The organism is Franzmannia qiaohouensis (assembly GCF_031451695.1).
Lineage (GTDB): Bacteria > Pseudomonadota > Gammaproteobacteria > Pseudomonadales > Halomonadaceae > Franzmannia > Franzmannia qiaohouensis.
On sequence record NZ_JARWAM010000011.1, the window covers coordinates 1 to 18,675 of the forward strand.

Sequence of the window (18,675 nt, forward strand, 5' to 3'; positions counted from 1 at the left end):
GGACGAGGAGGCGCCGATCTTCCAAGTGGCGGATTATGGATTGGTCGGTGATCTGTTCGAGGTACTGCCGGAGCTGGAAAGCAAGCTGTAATACCGCGCCCTTCCAGGTCGTGCCACAGCGCCCCGCCTAGTGCGGGGCGCTGTCGTCTCAGGCCTATCCAGGATCGTCGGCATGAAAAAAGCCCCGCCACGCTGGCGGGGCAAATAACGATGCGAAACGCCAGTCAGGCGCGGGGTCAGAACTCGTAGCTGGCTGAAAGCCATAGGCTGCGACCGTCGAGGTAGATGCCGTCGGTGGCGCGGCCGGTCTGGGTGAAGCGGTAGGCGTGGTAGGTCTCGCCTTCATGCTGGTAGGCATCGGCCTTGCCGAAGTCCTTGTCGAGCAGGTTATAGACGGTGCCGGTCAGGCGCACACTGTCGGAGACCTGGTAGGAGGCGCGCAGGTTGAATAGCTCATAGCCATCCAGCTTGTTGCCCACCTGCTCATAGAGCGACAGGTTCTGCCCCGACGTGGGGAGGCCGCCGGGGAAGCGTTCGCGGGAGGCGTAGTACTCGCCCTCCAGGGTGGTGCTCAAGCGCTCGTTGACGTCCCAGGTGAGGCTCGCAGTGAGCTTGTGCTTGGGCGTGTTGCTGAGCACCAGGCCCTGGCTCTCGCCGGAGGTGATCTCGGTATCGGTATAGGTGTAGCCGCCGCTCAGCGACCAGGCGGGGGCGAACCGATAGCGGGTCGAAAGCTCCAGGCCCTGGGTGCGTGCCTCGTCGATATTGACCTGCTGGGAGTATTCGCCGTCCGGAACGCCGGGCCGGCCGCTGATGAAGGTCGGCTCGGTACTCGCGATCTTGTCGTCGAACTCGTTGTAGAACAGCGTGGCATTGGCCGAGAAACCGTTGAGGTTGTCATACGCGGCACCGATCTCGTAGTTGGTGCTCTTCTCCGGCTGCAGGTCCGGGGAGCCGATGGTCAGGGTATCTCCCTGGCCGGTTACCCCGTTGATGCCCGGATGCAGGTCGTTCAGCGACGGGGTGCGATACCCGCGGCTGATGCCGCCCTTGAGGGTCCAGTGATCCGTGGTGTTCCACACCAGATAGCCGCGCGGGCTGACATTGCCTCCGAAAGCGTCATGGCGCTCGTAGCGCCCGCCGAGTGTCAACGCCAGATCGTTACGCAGCCACCACTCATCTTCGACGAACAGTGCCCAACTGGTCTGATCGAAGTCGTCGGATGCCAGGCCATCGGTGAGCTCGGCGTCGTGCCACTGGCCGCCGAGTGTCAGCATGTGATCACCCAGTGGCGCCACGAACTTGCTGTCGAGGATGGTCGAGGTGGTTTCCAGGTCGCGATCTTCACCTACCACGATAGTGGGAAAGCCCACGTAAGCTTGGCCGGTTTCATCCCCGGGGATGGTGCGGCCCAGGGTTTCAGTGGTGCTGCGCGTGAGGCTCGACTCCAGGGTGCCGGCCGCGAAGCGTCCGCGATGGCCAACCGCGACCTGGTCGCGCTGGAAGCGCAATTCGTCACGATAGCCCGACGCCGTGCCGGGATCCGGGTTGCCGCTGCGGTCGGTGCCGTCGCGGGTACCCAGTCGACTGTCGCTGTTGTCGTAGACCTGCCGCGAGCGCTCCAGGTCGAGCCATAGCGCATGGCTGTCTGCCGGCGTCAGGGTCAGGCGGCCGCCCAGCGAGTGGATGCGCCCTTCGCTGGGGCGCGGGTCGCGTCCACTGCCGTCCTCGATCAGGCGCTCCGAGCTGTCGCGGTCGAACAGCCGGCCGCGCAGCTGCAGGCTCAGGACGTCCTCGATCAGCGGGCCCGAGGTGTAGAGGTTGAGCGTCTGGGAGTTGCCGGCATCGCGGTCCTGCTGGAAGGTGCTGTCGATCGACAGGTTGCCGGTCCAGGTGTCGCTGACCGGTCGGGTAATGATATTGATCACCCCGCCCATGGCGTCGGAACCGTAGAGCGTCGACATCGGCCCACGGATGACCTCGATGCGCTCGATGCTCGACAGCGGTGGCATGAAGCTGGTCGAGGTCTCGCCGAAGCCATTGGGGGTAACGTCGCCGGCGTCGTTCTGGCGCCGGCCGTCGATCAGGATCAGGGTATAGGCGCTGGGCATGCCGCGGATGCCGATGTTGAGCCCGCCGGTCTTGCCGGTGCCGCTACGCACGTCGACGCCGGGCACGTCGGCGATGGCGTCGGCAACGTTGGAGAAGCGCTTGCGCTCGAGCTCCTCGCGGGTCACCACCGAGATGCTCGCTGGCGCATCGGTCAGTGCCTGCTCGAAGCCTGCGGCGGTGACCACGATGCTGTCGAGGCGCGGGGACTCGTCGGCAACGGCGGTCAGGGAAGCGCCGGCCGCGGCGATGGCAACGGCCAGGGTGCGTCGAGACGCATGGATCATGAGTTCACCTTCGAATGATGCTGTTTATTGAATGCTATTGATTATCAAGTGCGGGTGAATTCTAACCACAACGCCTGGCGTCAGGGGAGGGGGTGTGAGGGAACGTTGCGTTGCTCAGGATGCAACGCTCATCGGCCTGGGTGATGCGTCCCACTCCGCGGGCAGATGGCGGCGCAGGAAGTCGAGCATGGCGCTGACCTTGCCGGCCTGGTGGCCGTGGGCGTAGAGCAGGTTGACCGGCAGCGTCGGCAGACGCCACTCCGACAGGCAGGCCTCGAGTTCGCCGGGGTGGGCACGTTCACGGCGCTCGGCGAGCCAGCACGGCATGATGCCGAGTCCCTGGCCTCTGGCGATGGCGTCGGCCTGCAGCATGGGCTGGTCGAGTCGCAGCCGCGAGCGGGGCGGCTGGAACAGGTAGTGCGCACCGTCGTGGTGACTCATCGGCAGGCCGCCCTCGGCCTCGCCGAGCAGGTCTATCCAGTGGTGCGACAGCAGGTCATCGGGCTGCTGCGGGCGTCCGTGACGTGCCAGGTAATCCGGGTGGGCATAGATGCCCCGCCGCAGCAGCGTCAGCTGTTCGCAGCGCAGGCTCTCCTCCATGACGGGCCCGAGGGTGACATGGATGGCGCTGCTTTCGGCGCTGGCATGGAAGCGTTCGTGGGTTCTCAGGGTGACATCGATACGTCGATGACGGGACATGAAGTCGTGGAGTACCTGGGTCATCCACGGGCGCGTCAGGGCGGCGTGCACATCGATGACCAGCTCGCCGCCGATGTCGTGGTGCAGCGCTTCGAGAGCCGCCTGGCTCTGCTGCGCCAGCTCCAGCATGCGCTGGCAGTAGCCGTGAAACAGCTCGCCGGCCTCGGTGGGCAGCAGGCGATTGGATTGACGGCGCAGCAGCGGGTAGCCGAGACGCGCCTCGAGCTGGCTGATGCGTCGGCTCAGCGTCGACTTGGACAGGCCCAGGCGAGTGGCGCTGCGGGTCAGGTTGCCGGATTGCATGACCGCATCGAAGGCGGTCAGTTCGTCGAGATCATGCATATCACGCGCATCCAGAAGGTTTCTCGGTCTGTCGGGGCAGTGCCAGTATGCCATGGAGGCGTACTCATATAGAAATGATTCCATTTGCCATTGGCATCTTAATCGCGTTGCACGATGAGCAACGCAGCGTTTCATGCAATGATGATGCGGTGGCTTATGAGAATCATTATTATCATCTGCCTCGACGCCCTTCGTTGCTGATGCAGGAGAAACTGGATGCCTTTCACGTTGCTGCCACGCCGCCCACTGCTGGTCCTGATGACGACGCTGCTGACGACGCTCGCGCATGCGCACAGCGTGGAGACCGCCCATGGGCCGGTCGAGGTGGCTAGCGACCCGCAGCGTGTGGTGACCCTTCACGAGGGCGCCCTGGATACCGCGCTGGCGGCTGGCGTGACGCCGCTGGGTGCGGTGACCACCCGCGGCGGCGACGGCGTGGCGCGCTACCTCGACAACTATCTGGACGACATCGCCATCGTTGGCGTGGTGCGCGAGATCAATATCGAGGCGGTGCTGCAGCAGCGGCCTGACCTGATTCTGGCCCCGCCCCAGCTCAGCGATGAGCAGTATGCGCTGCTGTCGCGGATTGCACCGACCGTGGTGCCGCCGGGCCAAGGGTTCAGCCGCGAGGCGTGGAAAGACGATGCGCGGCTCTACGCTCAGGCACTCGGCCGCGCGGAGCAGATCGAGGCGGCCATCGTCGACGTCGAGGGGCGCGCCGCTGAGATGGCGCAGGCTATCGAGGAGCGCGGGATCGACAGCGGTGCGACCCTGGTTCGCTGGATGCCGCAGGGGCCGTTGGTGATGTCGTCGCAGCTGTTCAGCACCGGGGTGCTGGCGGCTGCCGGTCTCGAGGTACACGACGGCGGCCTGGTGCCGGAGCAGGCCGGACATAGCGATCCGTTGAGCCTCGAGAACCTGTCGCGCATCGATGACGACTGGCTGTTCCTGGCGACGCTCAACGCAGACGGCGAGGAGGCGCTGGCCAGTGCCCGCCAGTCGCCCGCCTTCGAGCGACTCGCGGTGGTGCAGCGCGATCGCGTGGTAAGCGTCGACGGCCAGCTGTGGAGCAGCGCCCAGGGGCCATTGGCTGCCCAGGCGATCCTCGATGACCTCGAGCGCGTGCTGCTGCCGTGAGCCAGGCCCTGCTTGCGAGGCCTGGCCCCCGCCTGGCCGCCACCTGGATGACGCTGGCGCTGCTGTTGATGGGCGTGGCACTGCTCAGCGTGCTGCTCGGGGCGGGGGAGGTCGGACCCAGCAGGGCGCTGGCGGTACTGGCGGGTGGCGGCGATCCGGAGGCGCGTTTCGTGGTCGGTTCGCTGCGCCTGCCGCGCACCCTGGTCGGTGTCGCCGTGGGGCTGGCGCTGGGCGTTGCCGGGGCACTGCTGCAGGCGGTCACGCGCAACCCGCTGGCCGAGCCCGGCCTGCTGGGCGTCAGTGCAGGTAGCGCCTTTGCCGTGGCGGTGGCGCTGCTGCTGGGGGCCAGTGCCACCACGCTGCGCGTGTCGGCCGCGCAGCTCGGCGCCCTGGCCGGCTGCCTGTGCGTGCTCAGCGTAACTCGGCTGCGCGGCGTGGGCAGCGACCCGGTACGCCTGGTGCTGGCCGGGGCGGCATTCTCCGGCCTGCTGGGGTCACTGACTGCCTTGCTGCTGCTGTTCGATCAGCGCGCCGCCGACGAGATTCGCTTCTGGGTGATCGGCAGCCTCTCGGGGCGGCGTGCCGATGATCTACTGGCGGTGCTGCCCGGCCTTGCCCTGGCCGCGGCCATCGTCGTGAGCATTGCCCGGCCGCTGGCGGCGCTGTCGCTGGGCGAGCGGGTGGCCGCGGGGCTTGGCCATCGCCCGGGCCGGGTGCGGCTACTGGTGATCGTCGCCGTGGCCCTGCTGGTCGGTGCGGCGACGGCGATCGCCGGACCGGTCGCCTTCGTCGGACTGGTGGTGCCGTTTGCGGCGCGGGCCCTGGCCGGGCCCGACATCCGCCGCGTGCTGTGGCTATGCCTGCCGCTGGGGCCGCTGATGGTGATCTCGGCGGACATTCTCTCGCGGCTGCTGGTGGCGCCGTCGGAGATGCCGCTGGGCGTGCTCACCGCGCTATGCGGTGCCCCGGTGCTGGTGGCGGTGGTGCGTGCCAGGCGTATGCCGACCCTTTAATCGTGATGGCTACTCGCGGAGACATGATGTCGTTATTTCCTCTGGCGCGTGACGCCGCTGCCGCTAAGCGCGCGCCTGCACTGCCGCCGCCCAGCGGCTGCTGGCGGCTGGCCTGGCAGCGGCCGGGCGGCGGCGAGGCGAGCCTGCTGATCACTCGGCGCAGCGCGCTGGCCAATGCCGGCCTGCTGCTGGCGCTGCTCGTGGTCAGCAGTGTCTATCTGGCACTGGGCAGCGTGCACCTGGCGCCGCGGTCGCTGGCCGCGGTACTGGTGGGCGGCGGTGACCCCGTGGCTCGCTTCATGGTGATCGAACTGCGCCTGCCGCGTCTGGTGGCCGCCTGCCTGACCGGGGCGGCGTTCGCGGTGGCCGGCTGTCTGATGCAGACCCTGGCCCGCAATCGCCTGGCCACGCCGGGCATCATCGGGATCGACAATGGCGCCACGGCATTTGCGGTGGCCTCGGTGGTGGGCCTCGGCGTATCGCTGGCGCCGCCGGCGATGGCGCTGGCGGGGGCGGCAACCGCGGCGGCGATCACCTTCGGCCTGACCGCCGGCGGTGGCAGCCGCGGCTATCGCTTTATCGTCGCCGGCATCGGAGTAGGGGCGGTATTCGGCGCCGTCACCCAGCTGCTGCTGGCGCGGGTCGATATGGATACCGCCAATGCGGCCTACCCGTGGACGGTGGGTACGCTCAACGCGCGGCCTGCTGGGGCGCTGCTGGTGCTCGGCGCGGGGTTGGCGGTGGGGCTGGCGATGGCGCTGCAGCTATCCCGAGCGCTGTCGCTGATGCGCTTCAGCGACGCCGTCGCCCAGGGGCTGGGCTCCCGGGTGGGGCGCCGCCGCTGGCAGGTGCTGGCGGTGTCGGTGCTGCTCACCGGGCTGGCGGTGGCGGTGGCCGGGCCGGTGGGCATGGTGGGGCTGATCGGCCCGGAGATCGCCCGCTCGCTCTCCTGCTCACGCGGCGTGCCGATCGTCGCCTCGGCGCTGGCCGGGGCGCTGGTAATGGTGCTGGCCGACCTGCTTGGCCGGGTGCTGCTGGCACCCATCGAGCTGCCGGTGGGGATCGTCACCGCCGTCGTTGGCGGCCCCTGGTTGCTGTGGATATTGTTGAGGCCTCACGGGAGTCTGGCATGAGAGACGCGGCTGAGAGCAGCTCGCTGGAAGCGCGCCGGCTCGACCTGGCCCACGGCCAGCGGCGGGTGATCGAGGGGTTGGACCTATGTCTGCCGCCGGGGCAGGTGACCGCCATCGTCGGCCCCAACGGCTGCGGCAAGTCGACCCTGTTGGCAGGGCTGGCGCGGCTTCACGCCCCGCGCGGCGGCTGTGTGTTGCTCGACGGCAAGGATATCCAGCGGCTGCCGGCCCGCGAACTGGCGCGTCGCCTGGCACTGCTGCCGCAGCAGGCGATAGCCCCCGAGGGGCTGACGGTGCGCGATCTGATCCGCTTCGGCCGCCAGCCCCACCAGGGCTTCTTGCGGCAGTGGTCGCAGCAGGATCAGCTGGCCGTCGAGGCGGCGCTGGCGGCCGCCGACCTGCTGGCGTTGGCCGAGCGTCCGCTGGAGGCGCTTTCCGGCGGGCAGCGGCAGCGCGCCTGGATCGCCATGACCATCGCCCAGCAGACCCCACTGCTGCTGCTCGATGAGCCGACCTCGGCGCTCGATCTAGGCCATCAGCTGGAGGTCTTTGAACTGGTGCGGCGACTGGCCGGCGAGGGGCGCACGGCGGCGATGGTGCTGCACGATCTGGCTAGCGCCTGTCGCTATGCCGACCACCTGGTGGCGATGCGCGAGGGGCGCATCATCGCCCAGGGCGAGCCGCGTGACGTGGTGACCCGCGAGTTGGTCGCCGAGCTATATGACATCGACTGCACCCTGCTGCACGACCCCGTCACCGGCACCCCGCTGTTGACCAACCTGCGCCGCCTGCCCCTGGGGGCGTCCCGCGGCCAGGCATCTCTTTGATAATGAAAGTCATTGTTATTCGCGCTCGGGATGGTATCCTGCTTGGCGATACCTTCTATCAGGACGGGAGAGAACGGTGCGTGGTAAAGGCTTAGATTATCTTCGCCCAGGCGCTGCGCTATGCGCCCTGCTGTTGGCCGCAACGGCCAACGCTGCCTCGCTGACGACGGAGGCGGGAGACGCTCAGCGCCAGCAGGCTGAACTCCAGGCCCAGATCGACGCCGCGGACGACGAGAGTCGTGCGATGCTTGCCGAGCTGCGAGAGCGCGAGAGCGAGACGCGGCGGCTCGAGCAGGAGAATGCGCGCCTCGTTCCTCATCTGGTCGAGCAGGCGGAGCAGCTGCGGCGTCGTGAAGCGGCGCTGGATACTCTGGATGCGACGCGCCAGGCCCTGCCTTCCCTGCAGGCGAGCCTGGTGGCGAGGCTGGATGCCTGGGTCGAGGATGACCTGCCGTTCATGCAGTCACAGCGGCGCGCCCGGGTGGCCAGCCTGGAGGGGGCGCTCGGCGACCCCGAGCTCGATGATGCCGAACGCATGGAGCGAATCCTGAATGTCTGGCGCCGTGAGCTCGCCTACGGGATGGAAATGGATGCCTGGCGCGACCATCTGGTCCTGGCGGCGGATGACGCGCGGCCGACGCGGCGCGAAGTCGACTATCTGCGTCTCGGCCGTGTTGGCCTCTACTATCTCACGCCGGACGGCCGCGAGGGCGGGGCGTGGCTGGCTGAGGAGGGCGGCTGGGCGCCGCTTGATGACCAGCAGCGCCGCGAGGTGCGCAAGGGCTTACGCATGGCACGCGATCAGCGTGCCCCCGAGCTCTTGCAACTGCCGGTCTCCCAGCCCCTCGAGCGCGACAACGGCCCACTGTCCAGGGAGGGTGGCGCATGAGCACGCTTAGGTTGATGGCGTTGGTGATGCTGAGCGTGCTGTTCAGCCTGAGTGCACTGGCGCAGGGCGATCCCGAGACGCTGAGCAGTCTACGTGCCGAACGCGAGGCGGCCGAGGCGCGTGATCGGGCGCGCCTGAGTGAACTGCTCGATGATCGCCAAGCCCTCGAGGCGGCGCTGGAGCAGAGTCGTGAGGCGCATCGCGCGGCCCAGGAACGCCATGCGGCGCTGAGCGAACAGCGCGAAATCCAGGCCCAGCAGCGTGCCGAGCTCGAGGCGCGGCAGCAGGAGCAGGGCAGTGATCTGGCCGCGATCCTCGACCTGGTGTCGCGTCATACCGGCGAATTGCGCGACGCTCTCAGCGACAGCTGGGTGGCCCTCGGTGAGGGGCGGTTGCCGGAGCGGCTGGAGGATGCCGCCGTGCTCGAACTGGGGCACCTGGAAGCCTTCGCCGACCGGCTGCTGGGGCTGACGCAAGAGACCGGGCGTGTGGTGCAGTTCGAGGCGCCGGTGGCCGGTGCGGACGGCGAGATAGTACCGCACAGTGTGGTGCGTCTGGGCGACTTTGCGGCCTTTACCGATGATGCGCTGCTGCGCCGCGGCGTGGGGGATGCCGGTCTGGCGGTGGTCGAGCGCACGCCGCGCTCGGTGGCCAGGGGGCTGGCCGAATTTCATGCCGGCGAGCGGCGTGACGTCGCGCTGGATCCGACCCATGGCGAGGTGATCGCGGCACTGGCCCAGCGCCCCACGCTGATGGAACGCTTCCATCAGGGCGGTGTGGTGGGCTACGTGGTGGTCGCCCTGGGAGCCTTCGGCTTGCTGGTGGGCTTGCTGCAGTACGGCTACCTGCTGCGCGTCACCCTGACCATGCGCCGTCAGCTTGCCCAGCTCGCGGAGCTGCGTAGTGACAACCCGCTGGGCAGGGTGCTGCAGCGCTTTCGTGAGCTGCAGGCCAACCAGGTGCCCGAGGCGCTGGAAGCGCGGCTCGACGAAGCGGTGCTGGCCGAGCTGCCGAGACTCGAGCGCGGCCAGCCTCTGGTCAAGCTGCTGGCGGCCATCGCACCGCTGCTGGGCTTGCTGGGCACGGTGACCGGCATGATCGTGACCTTCCAGGCGATCACCGTCTACGGTACCGGCGATCCGCAGTTGATGGCCGGTGGCATCAGCCAGGCGCTGGTGACCACCGTGCTGGGCCTGGTGACCGCCGTGCCGCTGCTGTTCATGCACACCGCCCTGGCCGGCCGCAGCCGACACCTGACCGGTGTCGTCGAAGGCCAGGCCAGTGCGGCGCTGGCCCGATACCTCGAAGCGGGCTCGTTGAATGCTGCACCGACATCCCAGGAGCACAGGTCGCATGATTCCGCGTTGGCTTGAGCCGCTGGAGCGACTGGTCGAGTCGGGCGGTGAGGTGCTGGTGGTCATCGCCGTCGTGGCCATGCTGCTGTTCACCTTGTCGCTGGAGCGCTGGTGGTACTTTCGCGTGACCTACCGCCACCATCGTCGGCAGCTGATCGAGCGCTGGACGCAGCGCAGCGACCATCTTAGCTGGAGCGCCCGCACGCTACGTGAGACCTGGACGCGCGAGTTGATCGCACGGCTACGCCGTCCGCTGCCTTGGCTCAAGCTGCTGGTCGCCCTGTGCCCTCTGCTGGGGCTGCTGGGCACCGTGACTGGCATGATCGCGGTATTCGATAGCCTGGCCCTCAGCGGCAGCGGCCAGGCACGCTCGATGGCGGACGGCGTGGCGCGCGCCACGTTGCCGACCTTGACCGGCATGGCGGTGGCGGTGGTCGGGCTGCTTTTCACCAGTCGTTTGGAACACATTATCCGGCGCGAGGACCAGCGGCTGCATGATCGCTTGGCGCGGGCCGTGGAGGAATCCCATGCGTAGGCGCCGAATGACGGCCGACAGCGGCGAGGCCAGTGAAGTCAACCTGACGCCGATGCTCGATGTGGTCTTCATCATGCTGATCTTCTTCATCGTGACCACCAGTTTCATTCGCGAGAGCGGCGTGGAGATCGAGCGCCCGGAGTCGAGTTCGGCAACGCCCCAGCCGGAGGCGCAGGTGATGGTCGCCATCACCGCGGAGGGGGCAGTGTGGGTGGATGGCCAGGCCATCGATCTGCATCGCGTCGGCGACGCAGTGGCCGACCTGGTCAGCGATGATGGCAGCGTGGTGATCCAGGCGGATCGGCAAGCGGCCACCGGTATCCTGATTGAAGTCATGGACAGTATCCGCACTGCCGGTGTCGAGCAGGTGGCGGTGGCGGCCAGCCGGAGCGGGTCATGACGCGAGTGCCTGTATCGGCGCTTGGCGGCATCGCGCTGGCATTGGCGCTGTTCTGGCTGCTGGCGCTCCTGGTGGCTCCCCCCGAGGCCGAGGTCGAAATGCTCGACACTACGCTGGCCATGACCATGGTGGAGGCCCCCGAGGTGGCCCAGGAGGAGGCGGCCGAGCCAGCGGCGCAGGCGCCACCTCCGCCGCCGCCTGCCGCGGTACCGCCACCGGCCCCCGAGCTGGCGCCTCTGGAGAGCCCCATCGCGCTGCCGGATCCAGAGCCGCTGCCGGAGGACGACGTGCCGCTCGAGTTGGATGAGACGCTGCCGGAGATGAGCGAGGTAACGCCCGAGCCGCCTCCACCCGAGCCCGAGCCGGAAGCACAGCCGCAGCCCGAGCCGGAAGCTCAGCCCGAGCCGTCTCCCGTCGCCGAGTCGACCGAGGTGGCCCCCGACTCAGCCGCGACCCGCCAGAGCGATGTCCAGGCGGACAGTCAGACGCCGGTGGACGTCGGCCAGCTGTCGCCGACCAGCCGGGTGCCGCCTGAATACCCTGCGCGGGCACAGCGGCGAGGGTTGGAGGGCTTCGTCGAGCTGCGCTTCGTGATCCGCCCGGATGGCAGCGTGGATCCCTCCTCCGTCCAGGTCACCAGCGCGCAGCCGCGCAACGTCTTCGACCGCGCTGCGATAGAGGCGGTGCAGCGCTGGCAGTTCGAGCCGGCCGGGGGGCTGCGGCGGGCCCAGCAACGTCTCGAATTTCAGTTGAGGTGAGCGATGCGCCTTAAACATCACTTGGCGGGTCTCGTCTGGGTCTGGCTGGTCGCCACGCCGCTGACGGCGCTGGCCGAGCCGCCGCTGCCGGGGGAGTTCATTGGCGATCTCGAGCGCCTGCAGCAGCAGCTTCAGGTGGGGGCGGCCGGTGAGGTGCTGCAGCGCGCCGAGTCCCAGTCGCGGCGGCTGGCGGGCGGCAATGCCGCGGACCGCTGGGCGAGTGCGCTGTATCTCCAACTGGCTGCACACGCCGCCGCCAGGCTGGAGCGCTTTGCAGAGGCCGCCGACTATCTCGAGCAGGCCAGAAGCAGCGGCGAGGCGTCATCGAGCCAGCGCGATCGTTGGCAGTACCAGGAGGCCGGCCTGCGGCTGTCGGCCGGCCAGCACGAGCCGGGCGCCGAGCTGCTGGCCGACTGGCTGGCGCGTCATGCGGGAGAGAGCGACGACTACTGGCGCATGGCCAGGACCCTGGCGGGGCTCGAGCGCTGGGACGAGGCCCGCGAGTGGCTGTCCCGGGCGACCGCGGAGACGGCCTCGCTGTCGCCCAACCAGCGTCGCCTGGGCGTGGCGATCTATCAGCACAGCGGCGCCGGGGATCAGGCGTTGGCGCTGCTGGGCGGTGAGCTGGACGTCGACTCGCCCGACCAGGAGTGGCGCCGCGCCGCGGCGCTGGCGCAGCAGGCCGGACTCGATCAGCAGGCAGCCGTATTCTGGGACACCGCCTGGCGACTGGGGGTGTTCTCCGCGGATGAGGATCTGTCGACCCTGGTGCGCCTGCATATGGCGGCGGGCACGCCCGCGCGCGGCGCCGAGCAGCTGCAGGCTGCCCTCGAGGCGGGCGAGGTGGCAGACAGCCTGGCGCACCGACGCCTGTTGGCCCAGGCCTGGCAGGCAGCGCGAGACCGCCAGGCGGCACTGGCGGCGTGGCAGGCGCTGGCCGAACACAGCGGTGCTGCCGACGACTGGCTTCGGCTGGGGCAGCTGGCCTATGCGTGGGGGCGCGAGGAGGCTGCCAGGACGGCCTGGCAGCGAGCCGCCTCGCTGGGCGCCGAACAGGCCGAGGCGTGGCTCAGCGGCCTGGATCGGTCGCTGCCCCAGACACGGCTCTCAGAGCGATAGCTCGGTCCACACCGGAGCGTGATCCGAGGGTTTCTGCATGCCGCGCAGGTCGTAGTCGATACCGGCGTCGGCCACGCGTTCGGCCAGCGGCGCAGTGACCAGGATATGGTCGATACGCAGGCCGCGCTTGGGCTCGCGTTCGAAGCCCCGCGAGCGGTAGTCGAACCAGCTGAAACGGTCATCGACCTCGGGGTAGCGCAGCCGGTAGCTGTCGCTCAGGCCCCAGCCTTTGACCCGCCCCAGCCACTCGCGCTCGATGGGCTGAAAACTGGTCTTGCCCTCACGCAGCCAGCGCCTGCGGTTGTCCTCGCCGATGCCGATGTCGATATCCTGCGGCGAGATATTGAAGTCGCCCATTACCGCCAGGCGCTGCTGGGGGTGGCAATCCTCCTCCAGCAGCCGCGACAGCTGGGCATAGAAGCGCTGCTTGTGCGGGAACTTGGTGGGGTGCTCGACGTTCTCGCCCTGGGGAAAGTAGCCGTTCCATACCGTCAGCGGCTCACCGTCTGCGATGGCCAGACGCACGCCGATCATGCGCCGCTGGGCGTCCTCGCCATCATCGGGAAAACCGTAATGCACCGCCTCGGGCTCGTCGCGGCACAGCATGGCCACGCCGTAGTGGCCCTTCTGGCCGTGAAAATAGACCCGGTAGCCCAGCGCCTCCACCGCCTCACGGGGAAACTCGCTATCCTGTACCTTGGTTTCCTGCAGGCCGATCAGCGCCGGGCGGTGCGCCTCGATCAGCGCTTCGAGCTGATGCAGCCGGGCACGAATGCCGTTGATATTGAACGAGACCAGGCGCATCAGTCGTCGCTCTCCGGGGCGCGCTCGGGATGCACCTGGATGCTCGGTGCCTGCTGCTGGCGCGCCAGCTTGCGAACCGCCTGCAGTTTGCGCTGCTGGCGCTTCTTCTCGGTGAAACGGCGCGACGAGGTGACCTGGTCGGGATTCTCGTGACGCCATTTCTTGAAATCCTTGCGCTTGCCGGTGCGCAGCGTCACCTTGTCGGCCAGCGAACGGGTCTTCTTCCTGCGTGTCATGACGCCTGACCTCCTGTTGCGTGTAGTGCCATTCTAACAGGCGCGACGGGTACCACACAGCCGGGGGCGCCCTCGTCGTCAATGGCTGCTACAATAGGCCGCCTGAAAACGTCCAGGCAGGTTTGGACTGGCATTACATCCACTCATATTACGGACAGAATCACAGCCTATGAGCGAGTCGGAAAAGACCACCGCACCGGCCCAGAACCGCAAGCCCAAGCGTCGTCGCCGCAAGCCGCGCAAGTCGCAATCCAACTGGGATCTGCGTCAGTTCCAGGTCCCGCCGGTGGCGGGCAAGTGGCGCTTCCACGACTTCGATCTGCCGCTGCCGTTGATGCGTGCGATCCATGCCCAGGGCTTCGAGTACTGCACGCCGATCCAGGCCGAGGCGCTGGCCCAGACCCTGCTCGGCGGCGACATCGTCGGCAAGGCCCAGACCGGTACCGGCAAGACCGCGGCGTTTCTGATGTCGATGCTGGCCTACTTCCTCGAGGAGGAGGCGCCCAACGCCCAGAAGCCCGGCGCACCGCGCGCATTGATCATCGCGCCGACGCGCGAGCTGGCGCTGCAGATCGAGAAGGATGCCAAGGCGCTGGCGCGCTTCACCCAGCTCAACGTGGCAAGCGTGGTCGGCGGCATGGACTACCAGAAGCAACGCGACAGCCTGGGCAAAAACCTGGATATCCTGGTGGCGACACCGGGGCGGCTGCTCGATTTTCACGAGAAGCGCGACGTCGACCTGACCCAGGTCGAGGTGCTGGTGCTCGACGAAGCGGATCGCATGCTGTCGATGGGCTTCATCCCCGACGTCAAGCGCATCATTCGGCATACGCCCAAGAAGGAGGAGCGCCAGACCTTCCTGTTCTCGGCGACCTTCACCGAGGACATCCTCAACCTGGCCAGCCAGTGGACCGAGAATCCGGCCCACGTCGAGATCGAAGTCACGGTGGAGAACGCCGCCGACATCGACCAGCGCGTTTATATGGTCGGCGACGACGACAAGCAGCGTCTGCTGATCAACCTGCTCAAGCAGGAGAGCTTCGAGCGGGTGATGGTGTTCGGCAATCGCCGCGACCTGGTGCGCAAGCTTGACGAGCTGCTCCGCAAGGCGGATATCAATGTGGCGATGCTCTCCGGCGATGTGCCCCAGGTGCAGCGCATCAAGACCCTCGAGCAGTTCCGCGAGGGCGAGGTGCAGGTGCTGGTGGCCACCGACGTGGCAGGGCGCGGCATCCATATCGATGACGTCAGCCACGTGATCAACTACACCCTGCCGGAGGACCCGGAAGACTACGTGCACCGTATCGGCCGCACCGGTCGCGCCGGTGCCAAGGGTGTGTCGATCAGCTTCGTCGGCGAAGAAGACGCCTTCTCATTGCCCGAGATCGAGCGCTATATCAACGACAAGCTACCCTGTGAGCACCCCCCCGAAGGGTTGCTGTAACGCCCAACAACTGCTGTACAGGGAATGCCTGGCGGTGGTGGCTTCGGAGCCGTCGACAGGTTTACGAGGAGGCGCTGTGAACCCTTCCATGGGCGCTACTTTTGCCATCCATGGCAAAAGACCTCCTCTCCAACCTGTCCCCGGCTCCCCTGCGATGGGCGGGGGACGATACGCTCAAGCCATTCCCCTCAAGTTCTCTAGAGAGTGAGGCCATGCTCGACGAGGCCCTGAAGGGCGATATCCAGACCGCCTATCGCCGCGTGCTCGAGGGGCTCGAGCTGACGCCGCGCTACGGCCAGCGGCTAATGATTGCCGAGATCGCCCGCACCCTGGCGGGCATCGAGGCCGACGACAGCGGCAAGCGGGTCAGCGATGAGCACGTCTGCGTGCTCGAGGCGGGCACCGGCACCGGCAAGACCCTGGCCTACCTGCTGGCGGCCCTGCCGGTGGCCCAGGCGCGCGGCAAGCGACTGGTGATCTCCACCGCCACCGTGGCATTGCAGGAGCAGGTGCTGCACCAGGACCTGCCGGCGCTCAAGGCCCACAGTGGGCTGAGCTTCGACTATGCCCTGGCCAAGGGGCGTGGCCGCTACCTGTGCGTGGCCAATCTCGAGAAGGCGCTCGATGGCGCCGAGGAGAACCCGACCCTGTCGATGTTCGAGCAGGCCATGGAGTCGCGCGACGGCGACGACTTCCATGCCCTGGTCAAGGAGCTGGCCGAGGCCTACGGCAGCGGGCGCTGGGCCGGCGACCGCGACAGCTGGCCGGAGACCATCGCCGACCCCCAGTGGCGGCGGCTGACCACCGATCATCGCCAGTGCACCAACCGCCGCTGCGGGCACTTCAACGCCTGCGCCTTCTTTCGTGCCCGCCGCCATCTCGACAGCGCCGACATCGTCGTCGCCAACCACGACCTGGTGCTGGCTGACCTGTCGCTGGGCGGCGGCATGGTGCTGCCCAAGCCCGCCGACTGCATCTATGTCTTCGACGAGGGCCATCATCTGCCGGACAAGGCGGTGGAGCACTTTACCCACCGCTTTGCCGTCAACGGCGCGCTGCGCTGGCTGAGAACGCTGAAGAAATCCCTCACCGAGCTGAATGCGGCACTCGCCGTGCAGCCGACCCTGGCGCGACTGCTGGCCGGGTTTCCCGAGGCGATCGCCGCGATCGAGCCGCGGCTGGGCGAGGTCATGGCGCTGGGTCACCAGCTCGCCGAGCTGCCTCAGGGCAGCGGCGACGAGAGCCGCCACCATCGTTTCGAGATGGGGCGCGCGCCGCTGTCGCTGCGCGAGCAGGCCAGCGCCCTGGTGGTGGTGTTTGCCTCGCTGGCGCGCAACCTCGAGAGCATGGCCGATATCCTGCGCGAGAGCCTCGACCCGGACAAGCACACCGGACTTCCCAAGGAGCAGGCCGAGCCCTGGCTGCCGCTGATCGCGCTGCTGCACGGTCGTGCGCTGGAGGCGCATGCGCTATGGCTGGCGATGAGCGAGGAGGACGACCCGGCCGAGCCGCCGCGGGCGCGCTGGCTGACCTTCGAGCCGGTGGCCGGCGAGCCCGAGCTGGTCTATTCGGCGAGCCCGGTCTCCGCCGCCCACACCCTGGCGCGGACGCTGTGGGGCAGCTGCTACGGGGCAGTGGTGACCTCGGCAACGCTCACTGCGCTGGGCCGCTTCGAGCGCCTGCAGGAGCGCGCCGGGCTGGCCAATCGCTACCGCTACCAGCGCCTGCCGAGCCCCTTCGACTACTCGCGGGCGGTGCTCAGCGTGCCCCGCGAGGCGGTCGATCCCGGCAACCGCGAGGCGCATGAGCGGGCCATCGTCGACTTCGTCGCGGCGCTGGACAGTCGCGAAGCCGTGCTGATGCTGTTTTCGTCGCGGGCTCAGCTGCGCGCGGTGGAGAAGGCGCTGCCCAAGACGCTGGGCGAGCGCGTGCTGGCCCAGGACCGGCTGCCCAAGCGCGAGCTGATCGAGCGTCATCGGGCGCGGGTCGACGCCGGGCAGGGCAGCATCATCTTCGGCCTGGCGAGCTTCGCCGAGGGCATCGATCTGCCCGGCGATTATCTCACCCACGTGGTGATCACCCGGCTGCCGTTCTCGGTGCCGGACGACCCGGTGGGCGCCACGCTTGCCGAGTGGATCGAGAGCCGCGGCGGCAATCCCTTCATGCGCATCAGCGTACCCGACGCCTCGATCAAGCTGGTTCAGGCCTGCGGACGGCTGATCCGCAAGGAGCAGGACAGCGGGCGTATCACGCTGCTCGACCGTCGGGTGCTGACGCGCCGCTATGGCCGCGCGCTGCTCGATGCGCTGCCACCCTTCAGTCGCGAGATCGACGGCGTAGCGCAGCTGCCCTGAGCCGCCGGGCCGTCTTCCATGCCATGCTGAGTGCTGTCGCAAACGTGCTGCGCCCGCCGAGTGGCGGGCGCAGCGTTCTTGCAGGGAGCTGGCTCAGGCGGCCTGGATGCGCGCCGCGAGTACCGGCTTGAGCTTGTCGTGCATCGACGTGAAGGCCTCGACGGTCGCATCCCAGTCGATGCAGGCGTCGGTGACCGACACGCCGTACTTGAGCTGGCTGTGATCCTCGGGAATCTTCTGGTTGCCCCAGCCGATATGCGACTCGACCATCAGGCCGATGATCGAGCGGTTGCCCTCAAGGATCTGGTTGGTGACGTTCTCCATCACCAGTGGCTGCAGGGCCGGATCCTTGTTGGAGTTGGCGTGCGAGCAGTCGACCATGATGTTGGGCTTGATGCCGGCCTGGGTAAGTTCCTGCTCGGCCAGCGCCACGCTGACGCTGTCATAGTTGGGCTTGCCGTTGCCGCCGCGCAGCACCACGTGACCGTAGGCGTTGCCGCGGGTACGGATGATCGCCACCTGGCCGGCCTGGTCGATACCCAGGAAGTTGTGCGGATGAGCCACCGACTGCAGGGCGTTGACCGCCACGTCGAGGCTGCCGTCGGTGCCGTTCTTGAAGCCCACCGGGCACGACAGGCCGGAGGCCATCTCGCGGTGGGTCTGGGATTCGGTGGTGCGCGCGCCGATCGCCGACCAGCTGATGCAGTCCTGCAGATACTGCGGGGAGATCGGGTCGAGTGCCTCGGTGGCTAGCGGCAGGCCCATCTCGGCCAACTCGACCAGCAGCTTGCGGGCAATGTGCAGGCCCTCTTCGATCTCGAACGAGCCGTTGAGGTGAGGGTCGTTGATCAGTCCTTTCCAGCCCACGGTGGTGCGCGGCTTCTCGAAATAGACACGCATCACGATGTACAGGCTATCCGCGACCTGGTCGGCCAGCCGGCGCAGGCGGCGGGCATAGTCTAGGGCGGCATCCACGTCATGGATGGAGCACGGGCCGACCACCACCAGCAGGCGTGGGTCGCTGCCATCGAGGATGCGCTGAATGGTCTCGCGGCCCTCGACCACGGTGCGCTCGGCGCCTTCGGTCAGAGGAATTTCCTGCTTCAATGCATCGGGAGAGATCAGGACGTCCTGGGCGAGGACGTTGAGGTTATTGACCTGCTGTTGTGACATGCCGCTACCTGTGACGTGATTCGCGCGTGAAATGGGGAAAAACCGTGCCACTACTATCGCC

General features: G+C 67.9%; 17 protein-coding genes. 12 read left to right on the plus strand and 5 right to left on the minus strand.

Features of this window, described 5'->3' with window-relative positions; all coding sequences use genetic code 11:
• Positions 1-236: 236 nt before the first annotated feature.
• Entirely contained in the window at positions 237-2,396 is a 2,160-nt protein-coding gene (locus tag QC821_RS15115; RefSeq protein WP_309723222.1) for a TonB-dependent receptor domain-containing protein, read from the minus strand.
• A gap of 114 nt (positions 2,397-2,510) precedes the next feature.
• Positions 2,511-3,437 carry a LysR family transcriptional regulator gene (locus QC821_RS15120; protein ID WP_309723225.1) on the minus strand — a complete coding sequence of 309 codons (927 nt, stop codon included), beginning with the start codon at positions 3,435-3,437 and terminating at the stop codon, positions 2,511-2,513.
• A 216-nt stretch (positions 3,438-3,653) separates the two neighbouring features.
• Between QC821_RS15120 and QC821_RS15125 the strand changes: the two genes are divergently transcribed.
• The 10 genes from QC821_RS15125 (at position 3,654) to QC821_RS15170 (ending at position 12,603) form a co-directional block, all read left to right on the plus strand.
• Positions 3,654-4,574, plus strand: a complete 921-nt coding sequence (locus tag QC821_RS15125; protein WP_309723228.1) for an ABC transporter substrate-binding protein — start codon at positions 3,654-3,656, stop codon at positions 4,572-4,574.
• Positions 4,575-4,621: 47 nt separating this feature from the next.
• Positions 4,622-5,587 carry a FecCD family ABC transporter permease gene (locus tag QC821_RS15130; protein ID WP_309723604.1) on the plus strand — a complete coding sequence of 322 codons (966 nt, stop codon included), beginning with the start codon at positions 4,622-4,624 and terminating at the stop codon, positions 5,585-5,587.
• A gap of 26 nt (positions 5,588-5,613) precedes the next feature.
• Positions 5,614-6,720 (plus strand): FecCD family ABC transporter permease, encoded by a 1,107-nt coding sequence (locus tag QC821_RS15135; RefSeq protein WP_309723231.1) that lies wholly within the window; start codon positions 5,614-5,616, stop codon positions 6,718-6,720.
• The gene (locus QC821_RS15140) at positions 6,717-7,547 is read left to right on the plus strand and encodes an ABC transporter ATP-binding protein (protein ID WP_309723234.1); all 831 of its coding nucleotides are present in this window, start codon (positions 6,717-6,719) and stop codon (positions 7,545-7,547) included. Before QC821_RS15135 ends, QC821_RS15140 begins: the two co-directional genes overlap by 4 nt.
• Before the next feature lie 76 nt (positions 7,548-7,623).
• Positions 7,624-8,436 carry a DUF3450 domain-containing protein gene (locus QC821_RS15145; protein ID WP_309723237.1) on the plus strand — a complete coding sequence of 271 codons (813 nt, stop codon included), beginning with the start codon at positions 7,624-7,626 and terminating at the stop codon, positions 8,434-8,436.
• Positions 8,433-9,809 (plus strand): MotA/TolQ/ExbB proton channel family protein, encoded by a 1,377-nt coding sequence (locus tag QC821_RS15150; protein WP_309723240.1) that lies wholly within the window; start codon positions 8,433-8,435, stop codon positions 9,807-9,809. The genes QC821_RS15145 and QC821_RS15150 overlap by 4 nt, the downstream gene beginning before the upstream one ends.
• On the plus strand, positions 9,790-10,326 hold the full coding sequence (locus QC821_RS15155; RefSeq protein WP_309723243.1) for a MotA/TolQ/ExbB proton channel family protein: 537 nt from the start codon (positions 9,790-9,792) through the stop codon (positions 10,324-10,326). Before QC821_RS15150 ends, QC821_RS15155 begins: the two co-directional genes overlap by 20 nt.
• Entirely contained in the window at positions 10,319-10,726 is a 408-nt protein-coding gene (locus QC821_RS15160) for an ExbD/TolR family protein (protein WP_309723244.1), read from the plus strand. The genes QC821_RS15155 and QC821_RS15160 overlap by 8 nt, the downstream gene beginning before the upstream one ends.
• Positions 10,723-11,484 (plus strand): energy transducer TonB, encoded by a 762-nt coding sequence (locus QC821_RS15165; protein WP_309723247.1) that lies wholly within the window; start codon positions 10,723-10,725, stop codon positions 11,482-11,484. The genes QC821_RS15160 and QC821_RS15165 overlap by 4 nt, the downstream gene beginning before the upstream one ends.
• Before the next feature lie 3 nt (positions 11,485-11,487).
• Complete coding sequence (locus tag QC821_RS15170) at positions 11,488-12,603, plus strand: hypothetical protein (RefSeq protein ID WP_309723249.1); 1,116 nt, start codon at positions 11,488-11,490, stop codon at positions 12,601-12,603.
• Here the strand turns inward: QC821_RS15170 and xthA are convergent.
• Both xthA and QC821_RS15180 read right to left on the minus strand, forming a co-directional pair.
• The gene (gene xthA, locus QC821_RS15175) at positions 12,592-13,407 is read right to left on the minus strand and encodes an exodeoxyribonuclease III (RefSeq protein ID WP_309723251.1); all 816 of its coding nucleotides are present in this window, start codon (positions 13,405-13,407) and stop codon (positions 12,592-12,594) included. The genes QC821_RS15170 and xthA overlap by 12 nt on opposite strands.
• The gene (locus QC821_RS15180) at positions 13,407-13,643 is read right to left on the minus strand and encodes a hypothetical protein (RefSeq protein WP_163502860.1); all 237 of its coding nucleotides are present in this window, start codon (positions 13,641-13,643) and stop codon (positions 13,407-13,409) included. The genes xthA and QC821_RS15180 overlap by 1 nt, the downstream gene beginning before the upstream one ends.
• Positions 13,644-13,812: 169 nt before the next feature.
• Between QC821_RS15180 and rhlB the strand changes: the two genes are divergently transcribed.
• Together rhlB and dinG are read left to right on the plus strand one after the other, a co-directional pair.
• Positions 13,813-15,087, plus strand: a complete 1,275-nt coding sequence (rhlB, locus tag QC821_RS15185; RefSeq protein WP_095622153.1) for an ATP-dependent RNA helicase RhlB — start codon at positions 13,813-13,815, stop codon at positions 15,085-15,087.
• A 212-nt stretch (positions 15,088-15,299) separates the two neighbouring features.
• The gene (gene dinG / locus QC821_RS15190) at positions 15,300-17,441 is read left to right on the plus strand and encodes an ATP-dependent DNA helicase DinG (protein WP_309723256.1); all 2,142 of its coding nucleotides are present in this window, start codon (positions 15,300-15,302) and stop codon (positions 17,439-17,441) included.
• A 93-nt stretch (positions 17,442-17,534) separates the two neighbouring features.
• On the opposite strand, the gene QC821_RS15195 is transcribed toward dinG, so the two are convergent.
• Positions 17,535-18,614, minus strand: coding sequence for a 3-deoxy-7-phosphoheptulonate synthase (locus tag QC821_RS15195; protein ID WP_309723259.1), 1,080 nt, complete (start codon positions 18,612-18,614; stop codon positions 17,535-17,537).
• Between the last annotated feature and the right edge of the window lie 61 nt (positions 18,615-18,675).